9 protein-coding genes are annotated in these 13,324 nt (G+C 53.9%); 7 read left to right on the forward strand and 2 right to left on the reverse strand.

What is annotated here, in order from left to right:
• Window positions 1-38 precede the first annotated feature (38 nt).
• The 4 genes from ACEVJL_RS06610 (at window position 39) to ACEVJL_RS06625 (ending at window position 5,724) form a co-directional block, all read left to right on the forward strand.
• On the forward strand, window positions 39-614 hold the full coding sequence (locus ACEVJL_RS06610; protein ID WP_374737271.1) for a DUF308 domain-containing protein: 576 nt from the start codon (window positions 39-41) through the stop codon (window positions 612-614).
• Window positions 615-699: 85 nt separating this feature from the next.
• Window positions 700-2,055, forward strand: a complete 1,356-nt coding sequence (locus ACEVJL_RS06615; protein WP_374737272.1) for a radical SAM protein — start codon at window positions 700-702, stop codon at window positions 2,053-2,055.
• A 21-nt stretch (window positions 2,056-2,076) separates the two neighbouring features.
• Window positions 2,077-4,890: an oxidoreductase gene (locus ACEVJL_RS06620; RefSeq protein ID WP_374737273.1), complete on the forward strand. Its 2,814-nt coding sequence runs from the start codon at window positions 2,077-2,079 to the stop codon at window positions 4,888-4,890.
• 75 nt (window positions 4,891-4,965) lie between these two features.
• On the forward strand, window positions 4,966-5,724 hold the full coding sequence (locus tag ACEVJL_RS06625) for an SDR family NAD(P)-dependent oxidoreductase (RefSeq protein WP_374737274.1): 759 nt from the start codon (window positions 4,966-4,968) through the stop codon (window positions 5,722-5,724).
• A gap of 199 nt (window positions 5,725-5,923) precedes the next feature.
• Here ACEVJL_RS06625 and ACEVJL_RS06630 read toward each other — a convergent pair whose 3' ends face one another.
• Both ACEVJL_RS06630 and ACEVJL_RS06635 read right to left on the reverse strand, forming a co-directional pair.
• Window positions 5,924-7,393: a C40 family peptidase gene (locus ACEVJL_RS06630; protein ID WP_374737275.1), complete on the reverse strand. Its 1,470-nt coding sequence runs from the start codon at window positions 7,391-7,393 to the stop codon at window positions 5,924-5,926.
• Window positions 7,394-7,524: 131 nt separating this feature from the next.
• Complete coding sequence (locus ACEVJL_RS06635; RefSeq protein WP_374737276.1) at window positions 7,525-9,198, reverse strand: primase C-terminal domain-containing protein; 1,674 nt, start codon at window positions 9,196-9,198, stop codon at window positions 7,525-7,527.
• A gap of 782 nt (window positions 9,199-9,980) precedes the next feature.
• Here ACEVJL_RS06635 and ACEVJL_RS06640 point away from each other — a divergent pair.
• The 3 genes from ACEVJL_RS06640 to ACEVJL_RS06650 all read left to right on the forward strand — a co-directional run bounded on the left by ACEVJL_RS06640 (window position 9,981) and on the right by ACEVJL_RS06650 (window position 13,305).
• Window positions 9,981-11,708, forward strand: coding sequence for a recombinase family protein (locus ACEVJL_RS06640; RefSeq protein WP_374737277.1), 1,728 nt, complete (start codon window positions 9,981-9,983; stop codon window positions 11,706-11,708).
• Window positions 11,709-11,715: 7 nt separating this feature from the next.
• Window positions 11,716-12,069, forward strand: coding sequence for a sigma-70 family RNA polymerase sigma factor (locus ACEVJL_RS06645; protein ID WP_302667960.1), 354 nt, complete (start codon window positions 11,716-11,718; stop codon window positions 12,067-12,069).
• 198 nt (window positions 12,070-12,267) lie between these two features.
• The gene (locus ACEVJL_RS06650) at window positions 12,268-13,305 is read left to right on the forward strand and encodes a TAXI family TRAP transporter solute-binding subunit (protein ID WP_374737278.1); all 1,038 of its coding nucleotides are present in this window, start codon (window positions 12,268-12,270) and stop codon (window positions 13,303-13,305) included.
• The last annotated feature ends 19 nt before the right edge of the window (window positions 13,306-13,324 follow it).

Consider the following 13,324-nt stretch of genomic DNA (forward strand, 5'->3'; position numbering starts at 1 on the left):
GAGCCCCATTCTGTAACAAAGGGAAGGAGATGTTGGCAGTGCCCTCAAATAAGCGGATTTGGGCCGCAAAGGTCGGCTATATTATCGTTTCCATACTGATTGGTGTGCTGGGCATTGTGCTGATCGCTACTCCGAATTTTTCCGTTTCGCTGTTATGCCGGCTCGGCGGCGGAATCCTGATTCTGTTCGGCATTGTAAAAATTATCGGCTATTGCTCAAATGACTTATACCGATTGGCTTTTCAATATGATTTGGCAATTGGTATTTTGCTCATTGCGCTTGGCGCGATTCTGATACTCCGCACACGCATTATGACCAGTCTCATCTGCGTTCTTCTGGGAATCTATACGCTTGCCGATGCGCTTTTGAAAATACAAATTTCCGTCGATTCAAAAACATTTGGTATTCGCCAATGGTGGCTGATCCTCGCGGTGGCGATTATCACTGGCGTCGTTGGCTTTCTGCTGGTTTTCCGCCTGTCAGAAAACGCACGGATCGTTATGATTCTGCTGGGACTGGCCCTCCTTATGGAAGGTGCATTGAATTTCATTACGGTTCTGACGTCCGTAAAAATCAATCATCATCAATCGCCGATTGTCACCGGAAGTGAATAGGAGGAAATCAAGTAGAATTTGTACCTATACATGCCCATAGAGCTTTTATAAAAAGAAATCAAAATACATGAGGGAGGATATTATCATGAATGCTTCAACAGCAATCAAAAAATTCGGATTGGAGCAGGCTTTCAACTACCTGTATAAGGATCCGAAAGAAAATCTCGTAAAGCTGATGGATTGGGCGGATAAGTTTGCAGACGGCGAGTTTGAAACGCAGCGGAAGCTTATCCGCGAGGCAATCACGGATCCAAAGCACCCCTATTATCCCTTCATTCAGCGGCTGATGACAGACATCGACCCGGAGGTTATGAAGACCATCGCCGTGAACTTCTTTATCAACGCCTCCTTGGTTGGATGGCCCAAGCAGGAGGAGTGCCGCAAGAAATATGGCTGCAATATTCCATGGGCCATTCTTCTGGACCCCACCAGTGCCTGCAACCTCCACTGCACCGGCTGCTGGGCCGCTGAGTACGGCAACAAGCTGAACCTGACCTACGAGGAGATCGACGGCATTATCCAGCAGGGTAAGGAGTTGGGCATCTACATGTACATCTACACTGGCGGTGAGCCGCTGGTACGCAAGAAGGACCTGATCCGCCTTTGTGAAAAGCACTCCGACTGCATTTTCCTCAGCTTTACCAACGCCACATTGATCGACGAGGCTTTTGCGGACGAGATGCTGCGGGTGAAGAACTTTGTCCCCGCGATTTCCCTGGAGGGCTCCGAGAGCGCCACAGATGGTCGGCGCGGCGACGGCGTGTACGGCAAGGTCATGAAGGCCATCGATCTGCTGCACCAGAAAAAGCTGGTCTACGGGATTTCCGCCTGCTACACCAGCGCCAATTTCGAGTCCATTACCTCTGAGGCGTTCTTCGATCAGCTGATCGGCCTGGGCTGCTATTTCATTTGGTACTTCCACTATATGCCGGTGGGCAATGACGCTTCTCCGGAGCTGCTGCCCACGCCGGAGCAGCGGATCGCTACCTATCACCGCATCCGGCAATACCGGGCGGAGAAGCCCCTGTTCGCCATGGACTTCCAGAACGACGCGGAGTATGTGGGTGGCTGTATTGCCGGCGGCCGCAGGTATCTGCACATCAATGCCAACGGTGATGTGGACCCCTGCGTGTTCATTCACTACTCCGACAGCAACATCCGGGAAAAGACGCTGCTGGAGTGCCTCCAGTCTCCCATCTTTATGGCCTATCACGACGGGCACCCCTTCAACAAGAACATGCTTCGCCCCTGTCCCATGCTGGAGAATCCCCAGCTTTTACGGGAAATGGTGCATAAGACCGGTGCCCACTCCACGGATCTGCAATCGCCGGAGAGTGTGGATCACCTGTGCGACAAGTGCATCGTCTATGCGGAGAATTGGAAACTCGAGGCGGAGCGGCTGTGGAAAGATGACAAAGCGCAGAAAACATGCGGTGTCTGATGATAAAAAGGAGGAGTTTCTATGTACGAAAAACTATTTACCCCTGGTAAGATCGGCAACGTCACAGTAAAGAACCGTCTGGTCATGTCCCCCATGGGCATTGGCTTGGCGGAACTGGACGGCAGCCCCTCAGAGGATATGCTGGCCTTTTACGAAGCCCGCGCCATGGGTGGAGCCGGCCTGATCATTCCGGAGATCACCCGGGTCAATGATGTTCATGGTGCCGGACTTATGCGGCAGCTGTCCGTCACCCAGGACCGCCATATTCCCGGTCTGGCCCGGCTGGCCACCGCAGTACATAAGCATGGGGCAAAAATCTTCATCCAGCTCCATCACCCGGGCCGGGAAACAGTCACCGCACTGACTGGCGGGCAGCCTGTAGTCTCCGCCTCCGCCATTCCCTGCAAATACCTTCAGCAGGAGACTCGGGCACTGACCACTGAAGAAGTCCAGCATCTGATCGCCCAATTCGTAGCTGGCGCGGCGCGGGTACAGAAGGCTGGCTGTGACGGTGTGGAGCTTCACGCTGCCCACGGCTATTTACTCCAGCAGTTCCTGTCTCCCTATACCAATAAGCGGGAGGATCAATACGGCGGCAGCTTTGAAAACCGCCTGCGGATGCTCTCTGAGATCATTGCCGGCATCCGCGAAACCTGCGGCCCCGATTTCCCCATCGGTGTCCGCCTCAGTGTAGAGGAATTTCTGGATAAAACTGGTGTTAGTGAGGACTACATCCATATCCAAGACGGCGTAAAAATTGCCATGGCTTTGGAGTCCATGGGCATTGATTTTGTTGATGTATCCGTGGGCCTGTATGAGACCGGCATCACCTGCGTGGAGCCTATTTCCTATCCTCAGGGTTGGCGGCGGGAGCTCATCAAGGCTGTCAAAGACCACGTGCATATCCCTGTCATCGGCGTTTCCTCCATCCGGGAGCCTGCTGTGGCGGAGCAATTCCTGGCCGACGGCGTGGAGGACTTCGTGTCTATGGGTCGCAGTTGGCTGGCGGATGAGCAGTGGGGCAAAAAGGTCCAGGAGGGCCGGGAAGCGGAGCTGTGCAAGTGCATTAATTGCCTGCGCTGCTTCGAAAGCCTGAACCAGTGGAATGCCGCGGGCCTCCCCCCCGAGTGCGCTCTGAATCCCCGGATGGCTCGGGAGCGGAAGTACGGCGATCTGGAACGGGATCTTCAGAGTCACACTGCCGTGGTCGTGGGCGGCGGTCCCGCAGGCATGATGGCTGCCAAAACCCTGGCAGAGCGGGGCGTCAAGGTCACGCTGCTGGATCGGGGCAGCGAACTGGGCGGTACTGTAAATCTGGCCAAAAAGCCTCCGCTGAAAGAGCGGATGCAGTGGGTGGCCGACTATTATGCCAACGCCTTCCAGCGTCTGGGTGTGGAAGTTCAGCTGAACACCGAAGTTACCGCTGACACTGTGGCGGCACTCCAGCCTGATGCCGTGGTGGTGGCCACGGGTTCTAAATCCGTGGTGCCGGAGAGCATCCCCGGCGTCCATGGTGCCAATGTCCACACCATTGAGGAGGTCCTGTCCGGAAAGGTGTCTTTGTCCGGTAAACAGGTCGTGGTTATCGGTGCGGGCAACACCGGCATCGAGACCGCCGAATATCTGTGTGCTGCGGGCAATACTGTAACCATTGTGGATCAGCTGGATAAAGTGGCGCCCACGGCTAACCACACCAATGTGGCAGACATCTGCGGGCGGCTGAATCAACACGGAGCCAAATTCCTGCTGGCTCACTCTCTGAAAGAGATTCGGGAGAATCAGGTTGTGTTGGAGCGGCTGGTGGATCATGCCGAGGTCACTGTCTCCGCAGATGCGGTGGTGCTGTCGCTGGGCTTCCGTCCGGACAACGCCCTGGCAGAGGAACTGCGTGCTAAGAGCATAGAAACTGTCGAAGTAGGAAGCGCCGTGAAGGATGGCACCATCGCCCCTGCTACCCGCAGTGGCTATGAGGCTGGACGTCAGCTCTTCCGCCCGATGGTGAAGGCACCCAGTTTCCGTGTGCCCGCTGAGGACCTGCCTAATTTCGGAAAGGTGTCTCTGATGAAGAATCAGGAGGGCGTGTATCTGGCTTACCTTACGGATCCTGCAGCTATCGCACGGGTGCTGCCTCCCCCGCTGAAGCCCTTCTCCATCCCCGTGGTGACGCTGTCCGTCTGCCATGTGAAAGAACCTACGTTTGCTGATGACTATTACGAAGCCATTCTGGGTGTCTATGCCACTTATGGCACCACCCTGGGCCTGTATCCTCTGGGCTTGGTGCTGGGCGGTCCCGGTGCCGAAATGGCAGTCCAGTGTGGCCGGGATAACGGATCCATCCCCAAGAAACTGGGGGCCGAGTTCGTCATCCGGAGCAGCGGCGATTCCGTCACGGCTCAGGTCACCCGCCGGGGCACCCAACTGGTGAACCTGAAGATGGAGCTCGGTCAGTACAACAGCCCCTTGACCGGTACACTGTATCAGTTCCCGGCTCCAGGCAAAAAGACCTACGGCGGTGGTTTCTACTTCCATTTTGACCGGGAACCTGACCAGCAGGGCATCAGTCACTTTATGAACGGCTGCCTGCTGCAAAACCTGTGCGAATATATATACCATACCTGGGAGCCCGGCTTTGCCGCGCTACAGCTTCAGTCCTCCGTGGACGATCCCTGGGCGGAGCTGCCTATCCACACCATTGTGGGCGGCGCCTACTCCTGCAATGATCTGATGGTTCACAAGCTGAATCTGGCGGAAAAAGTGGATGCTGACGCAGTAGTACCCTATCTCCTCACTGGGCGCTATGACCGGACAGCGTTTATGGAAACAGGCCGAATCTGAGGCAGCCCTATCACCTGATTCAACCCGAAGAAATATCATCTTTCACTGACTATACGAAATAGAAAGGAAGCGCACATGATGAAACTGGAGAACAAAGTCGCCATTATCACCGGATCGACCCGCGGCATTGGCCGCGCTACTGCCAAACTTTTTGCCGCTGAGGGAGCGAAGGTGGTTGTTGTGGGCACCAACGCAGAATTAGGAGAGAGCTGCGTGGCTGAAATTAAGGCCGACGGCGGCAAGGCCATATTCTGCAAGACCGATGTTACCTCTGAGGAGAGTCTGTCCGCGCTGGTGAAGGCTGCGCTGGATACCTACAGCCGCATTGACATTCTGGTGAACAACGCGGGTGTAGGCGGTTCTACCGCTAACATGAATGACATCACCATGGATGAATGGAATAAAGTTCTGACGACCAATCTCACCGCACCCTTCATGCTGTGTAAGAAGGTGATCCCTGTCATGGAGGAACAGGGCGGCGGCGCTATCGTCAACATTGCCTCCATGGCCTCCACTGGCGCGGGCCGGGGCGGGTTAGCCTATACCTCCGCTAAGCACGGTCTGCTGGGGTTGACCAGGCAGATGTCTATGGACCACGGCCGCACCGGTGTTCGGATTAACGCCGTGCTCCCGGGTCCCATTGAGACAGATATGATCGCCCGTGTTCTTGCAATTCCGCAGCATCCGGTGTGCATGAAGATCAAAATGAGCCCGGCTGCACGGGCCGGTAGACCGGAAGAGGTCGCCCAGGCGGTTGCGTTCCTGGCCAGCGATGAAGCGAGCTTTATTCACGGCGCGGCTTTGGCTGTGGATGGTGGCTATACTATTTTTTAATACCTGAAAAGTGGATGTCGCAGAGAAATGCTGGCATATGAGATGATGGGCACCATTTTGCGTCATAATTTTACATTAACACTGATAGCATTTCCTGAAATGTGTTAAAAGCTGTGGAAAATTGATGATGTCGGCAATTCCTTTATACTTTTTGACGTGTTGTTTTTTGCTTTGCCCTATCGTCGCTCCTTTCGGAAAATCAGTTCAAACGCCCAAAGGCGTAAAAGTGCTCCTGCCAGTAGTTCGTAGTGATACTGGCGTATTTGATGGGGTCGCCTGCGTGGATCATCATACCGTCTCCCACATAGATACCCACATGGGAAACAGGGCCGTCGCAGTCATAGGTTTTCGTAAAGAAAATCAGATCTCCGGGCCTTGCGTCAGCGGGCGATACATAGGCGCATTGATTGAAAATTCCTGTTGCCGTGGTGCGGGGCAGGTTGTGGACGCCGCTGGCCGTATAGACCCAGCAGACAAAGCCGGAACAGTCGAAGGAGGTGGAGGGGCTGGAGCCGCCCCATACATAGGGCCAGCCCAGGTACTTTTCCGCCTCCGTGATAAGGGCCGCAAAGGCAGGGTCAGAAAGAGCTTCGCCCGGTACGGTGTAATCACTTCCGGGGTCATAGCTGCCACCGCCGCCCGTGTAAATGTCATCCCACAGATAGGGCTTGTTGCCTTTGAGCTCCAAGGTAATGTCGTAGATTTCTTTCTGCTCGGCATCCAGCAGGGAGTTAACCACCACGGGCAGGGTCTTGTTCTGGAGCTGCACATGGAGAATGTAATACTCATACGGCACCTCGTAGGTATCCGTATGGGTGGTTCCGTCCTCGTCCGTCCATGTGTCCGTTTCGGTGCGGTAGCGTATCTCCACTTCCTCGGTCAGCGTCAGCTTGTACTGCGCCTCAAACAAGGCCCGGAGCTCACCCTGCACATTTTCACGGGTATAGGTGCGGAGCTTGGCAATCAGGTAGGAGGTCAGCTCATAGGGGTTGTGGCCCAGCTCGTCCACCTGATAGCGGTAATCGTCATAGCCGGGATGGGTGCTCTCAATGTGGGCGATTTTCTGCCGGAGCTCGTTTTCAAGAGCCGTATAGTCCTCGTTGGCCCCTAAAATATCCTCGTCCTCGGCGGTGTAGGAGGTGCCGACCACGGCGTTCATCATGCCAATACCCAGCGAAGGGAGGGCGGAAAAGACGGAGTTCAAAATCAACAACAGACAGAACAACAGCAGAATGATGATTACTCCGCTTTTATGACGGCGCACAAACCGGGTGGCATAGGCCGCCGCCTTTTCGGTGGTAGTGGCCGCCGCTCCCGCCGCCTTGGCCCCCTGTCTTGCAGCCTCCCGGGCCTGCTTGGCGTATTCCCGCTTGATTTTCCATTTCTGGGCCATGCGGGAAAGAAAGCTGCTTTGAAGCTCCGGGTGCTCCTGCGCCATCTGCTGATAGTGGAGGTTGGCATTGGCCTTCATGGTCTTGTGTTCCCATTTCTCCACCTGCCGGGCCGGGTGCTCCCGGATACGCCGCTTGGTGTAGCGGGTGGCCTTATGCACTCCGGCCTCTGCCAGAAGCTCGGCCTTGTGGGCGCTCTCCACACCCACATTCTCATGCTCGACCTCATGTATTTTGCGGTGGGTGTAGGCCGCAGAGAACGCATAAAGATGGAGCATAGCTTCCCCTTTGGGTTGGTCTGAAACTGACGCAGGATATCCAGAAGATTCTCCGTGCAGCATAGAGCTGGTATGCCCCCAACTTAATCTTAAAGGAGTATCAGATCTTATCAGGCAGTTCGAACACTGCTTCAATTTCTCTTCTGTTTGTAATCCTGATAATGGTAGAGACACCCCAAAAAGGCCGGAGAGTAGATCCACAGATTCCGTTTGCACAGGACCTCAAAGAGAAAATCCAAGGTATCCAGGTTCTCCAGCAGCTCTGCAGCGTGACTTTTAACAGCACTCAGGCCAGGGACGGGGCGGCAAGGTCCGTTTCTTGCTTTGCTCCGCCTGGATAGAAAATCGGATCCAGGTGGGGAAGGGGGAGTTTGTCGGTAAGAAAGAGCCGTTTGAACAGGAACCTCCTGCTCTAGGAGTATAATATTACGCGCTTCGTCTTTTGAAATCGTATTTTTACCGCGAATATGGCTAGTGGAAGATCGTACCAGTCGAGACAGGTATATATCCCACAACTCATGTGCGGTAAACAGCTCTGACAACTTATGGGCATACTCTGTAATGACCTTACAGATCGTGTTATAGGCATGACCGACCGCCCGTGCTATTGCGGCAGTGGACATCCCTCTGAGATGCCCCTCCATAATCGCACGGTTGCGTTGACGCTTTTTTTCGGCGTTACGCGCTTTCCGGGCCCGATTGGTGTCGCGAGGCGCAGCGACAGACAGGCCGATTGCAGCCTGCATTTCGGGGGTGATGGCAAGATTATCAATCAGACGCTGGTTGCTCGGGTGGTACCGCTTGCGGTTGGATGTGGACAGACTACGTTCCACCTCGCGCTCCCCCAGAGGATGCGCAAGGCTGCGGTTAACGGTCTGAACATATGCCATCGCCTCGTTGTTGGACAAACCGGCCATCTGAGCTGCGCAAAAGGTGTGCCAGAGATATAGGTCGCGCTGTCCCACATCAATGGGCCGTAGCTCATGTAGGCGCATCAGCGCATCCAAACGACGCAGTCCAATGGTGGTCCAGCGGTTAGAGCTGCTCCCTTTGTAGCGAGGGGGGAGAGGAATTGAATCATATGCCCTGGGGAGGTCCATCCGTTGCCGGTGCAGCATTACGTAACTACCATAGGTTCCGGCCGCTGTGTTATATGTACCAGGTATGCGTGTCAGCCCAGCTACATTGCTGCTGTAGCCCATGTCCACTTGGTACCCGAGAATCCCAATATTTTGTAGCAGGCTCTGGATCATCTGCGCGTAATGACGGGATACCTCTCGCACCATCCAATCCAGTTTGGCAGATACCTGCTGGATGCACCACACCAGATGGATGCCCCGTCCGGTATATTCAGCGATATTGGGGATTGGATATCCTGAATCTTCCAGCCAGTAGCACAGTTTGTACATGATCTGCCTGCCATCTGCAGGAGAGTGACCATCATGCGCATCAATATCGACGGCGATAAAGTTGTAGGACAGTGCATTCTCCGTTCCCCAAGGACCAGGCTTGTACTGCTGCGCACGACCAAAATAATAGTCGCACCGTGTTGATATATGCATCTTCTCAGCCCAACTGCCCAGTTGATCAGCAGGCACAGCTTTTATCAGCTTAAAAGTCCCATCCCCGCAGCGGATCACAATGGGGACCAAGCCTTTGTACTCCGGACAGTCGCTGCCGAAAAGTAGATCGAAATACGTCTTTATATCTGCGTGGGGGAAATTGTGGTGCGGCTGTAGGGCCGGCATATTCGGCATATGTTTTTCGCGGAAGGCGGCACTCTCTGTTTTGCTCCAAATGCTCATGGTGTTGCTCCTTATGGGGGTGGCAATATAGGGCCGGGAGGTTCGTATTAAGCGACTGGCTACTGAGGTCGGCACGGTTTTTCCGCCCTCCAGTGCCATAGGGGCCCAAAAAATTGCATTTGAAGAAACCAAGAAAGTGGTGTGAGAAATGCCACATATGCAAAAAGGGCACCGGTGTATGCTCTAAATACATCGGTGCCCTAAATTTTTAACAAAAAAGGGTATTCGCCATATTCGGCAAATACCCAAACATTTTGTCTATGTTACACTTACAATAGATGATTCTCACTCGATGGATACGACCGTTCTAGGAGTGAGACGAAAGAGAGACGACTTCCATGGGAAGAGAAAGAGACTGACGCATTGCCTGCCAAAATGGCTAGGATACGACGGAAGAGAGACTTTTACACTACGTATTGTAATCCTTTTTACATTCTGCGTCAATACATTTTTTGAATTTTTCAAATTGATTTTAAAGGATTTTACATCTAAAACGATTGTTTTATACCGCTATTGGAACAATTAAGTGCATGCGAGCAACCAAGAGCGGAGCAGATCACTTCGGGCCTCGCTGTTTGGTTTCTGTGGTAAATAGATCTGACACATTATAAGCATATGTCGCCATGACTCTGTAGAGCGCACGACAGGTATGAACATTTACCATGCCCATGTATACCAGTATCGGTATTATAAAGTTTACTGAAAGAGCTTCCTTGCCTTGCGGCCTGTATAATCTATGTTATAATAGAAACAGTAATATTACACTAAAGGGGAAGTGAAGGATGAAAGACCGGTCGACCAAACGATATGTTATCTACTCCCGGAAATCCAAGTTTACCGGCAAGGGCGAGAGTATCGAAAACCAGATTGAATTGTGCCGCCAGTATATCACCGCCCATTACAGTCAGGAGGAGGCAGATGCCGCCCTAGTGTACGAGGACGAGGGCTTTTCAGGCGGCAATCTGGAGCGCCCCCAATTCAAAAAGATGATGAAAGACTCTCAGGAGACTCCCTTTGCAGCCATCGTGGTCTACCGCCTTGACCGCATCAGCCGTAACATTGGGGACTTTGCCAAGCTGATCGAGGACCTTGGCAAACGAAAAATTGATTTTATCTCCATCCGGGAACAGTTTGATACATCTTCCCCAATGGGACGGGCCATGATGTACATTGCCTCGGTCTTTTCCCAGCTGGAGCGAGAAACCATTGCAGAGCGCATCCGGGACAACATGCACGAGTTGGCCAAAACCGGGCGCTGGCTGGGCGGGACTACTCCCACCGGGTATGAATCCGAGAGCATCACCAGTGTGACGGTGGATGGAAAGACACGGAAGGCGTGCAAGTTGAAAATCATTCCGGACGAGATTGACCTGGTCAAGCGGATTTTTGACAAGTTTCTGGAAACACAGTCCCTGACCCAAACAGATGCCTTTCTGCTGCAAGGCAAATACCGGACAAAACGGGGCAAAGCATTTACCCGCTTTGCCATCCGGGGTATTTTGACCAACCCCGTCTATATGATTGCGGATGAAGCTGCGTATGAATACCTGACGGAAAAGGGCGTGGAACTGTTTTCGGACCGTTCTGATTTTGACGGCAGGCATGGTATCATGGCCTATAACCGTACTTTGCAGCAGCCTGGCAAGGCCCACCAGGAAAAGCCGATGGAGGAATGGATCGTGTCGGTGGGCAAACATGAGGGCGTGATCCCCGGCGCTATGTGGATCAGCGTTCAAAAGCTGTTGGAGCTCAATAAATCCAAGAGCTATCGCAAGCCCAGGAGCAATGTGGCCCTGCTCTCTGGGTTGCTGGTCTGCGGCCGCTGCGGCGATTATATGCGGCCCAAACTGACCAGCCGCACGAATGCATCCGGGGAACCTATTTACACCTATATGTGTGCCATGAAAGAGCGCAGCCGTGGCCATGTGTGCGATATGAAAAATGCAAACGGCAATACGCTGGACTCAAAGGTGGTAGACTTTCTGATGAAGCTGGGCAAAAACAGCGAGGAGATGGCCCGGCAGATCACCATGACCAAGAAGATCATACAGGGCAATCGGGAGGGCTGTGATGCCCAGATCGCCAAGATCAAGTCGCAGATCGAGGAGAAGGAGAGCGGTATCAAGGCGCTGGTTCTGTCCCTCTCCAAAGCCGCAGGAAGCAATACGGAGCAGTATATCATCCAACAGGTGGATGAACTGCATGGAGAGATCGAGTTCCTCAAAAAGCGGCTGCAGGAATTGGAGTCCATCACCCAGAAGCATCAACTGTCCGATCTTGAGTTTGATATCATCCAGCAGCTCCTTTCCACCTTTGGGGAGAACCTCGTCGATTACAGTGTGGAGCAGAAGCGGGCAGCGATCCGCACCTTTGTGAAGCGGATCGTCTGGGATGGAGAAAACGCCCACATCTATCTGTTCAACGACGATGGGGACTGCGAGTACCCAGAACCAACAGACGACTGGGATGGCGGCGATTCAAAGAGTCTGTCAGGAGAGGATAGCAAATGAGATCCTCATGCACTTCCGGGCGCAGAAGAAACTCCAGGGGGAGGTCTCCTTGTCCGACACCATGGAAAACGGCGGGGACGGCAATTCCCTGTCCTTGATGGATGTCATTGCTGTGGATGACAACATGCTCGAGGATCTGGATACCCGGGATGCGTGCAGGCGAGTGCGGCAGTGTGTGGGGGAGTGCCTCAACCCCCGGGAGCGGGCCATCATCACCCTGCGCTACGGACTGGATGACCAGCCTCCACGGACGCAACGGGAGGTGGCTGCCCGGTGCGGTATCAGCCGGTCCTATGTGTCCCGTATCGAAAAACGGGCCCTGGCAAAGCTGGAACAGGCCATGGACGGATGGCGTCCTTAGTCAAAAAGGCGATGTTAAAATGTCATAAAGAACATTCGAAAATGTTATGAAAAAATACAGAAATAGGGAAAAATGATAAAATTTTTGACGTAGCTCACAAAACGTTAAAAAACGTTATTGCGTTTTTTCAACAAATATACTATAATAAGCCTGCAAGTATTGTCCCTGCAAATCAATCATTGAATTGGAGGAATCTACATGAAAAAGAAACTTGCTCTGGTTCTGGCTCTGGCTCTTACTGCCAGCCTGTCCCTCACGGCCTGCACCACTTCCGGCGGTACCAGTTCTGGTTCCGACTCTGGTTCTGGATCCAACACCGTTGCTGAGACCGTTAAGGGCGGCAAGGACGGCGGCACCAGCCTGAACTTCACCACCGGCGGCGATCAGGGTACTTACTACGGCTTCGGCAGCATCCTGGCCCAGAAGGTGGGCGAGGCTACCAGCACCCAGGTGACCGCTATCACTTCTAATGGTTCCGCGGCCAACATTCAGGCCATGCAGGACGGCGACGCTCAGCTGGGCTTCGTGCAGTCCGACGTTATGGCTTATGCCTATGAAGGCACCCGCACCTTTAAGGATCTGGGTGCCTACTCCGACTTCTCCACCGTAGCCTCCGTCTATATGGAGCAGGTGCAGATCGTCACCCTGGACCCCAACATCAAGACCGTAGCTGACCTGGCTGGTAAGCGCGTGTCCATCGGCGCTCCCAACTCCGGCGTGTACTTCAACGCTGTGGACGTGCTGGGCGCTTATGACCTGACCGAGGATGACATCGAGGCCACCTACGAGGACTTCGGCACCAGCGCTGACTCCCTGAAGGACGGCAAGATCGACGCCGCATTCGTGGTCGCCGGTGCTCCCACCACCGCCATCACCTCCCTGGCCACCACCAAGGACGTGTATCTGGTTAGCCTGGACGACGAGCACATCGACAAGCTGCTGGAGACCTCTCCTTACTACAGCAAGAACGTGATTTCTGCTGACACCTACGACATGGACGCCGACGCCACCACCGTGGCCGTGGTCGCCACCGTGATCGCCCGCAACGACGTGTCTGATGAGGACGTGTACAACTTCCTGTTCGGCGTGTACAAGAACATCGAAAGCCTGACTCAGTCCCACCAGAAGGGCGCGGAGCTGGATCTGGAGTTCGCCGCTTCCAACACCGCCGTTCCCTATCATCCCGGTGCGGTTGCCTTCTTTGCTGACGAGGGAATTACCGTTCCCGGAAAGTAAATCCATTCCCTGCTGACAG

The organism is Flintibacter porci (genome assembly GCF_041925195.1).
In the GTDB taxonomy this organism is placed as follows: domain Bacteria; phylum Bacillota; class Clostridia; order Oscillospirales; family Oscillospiraceae; genus Lawsonibacter; species Lawsonibacter porci.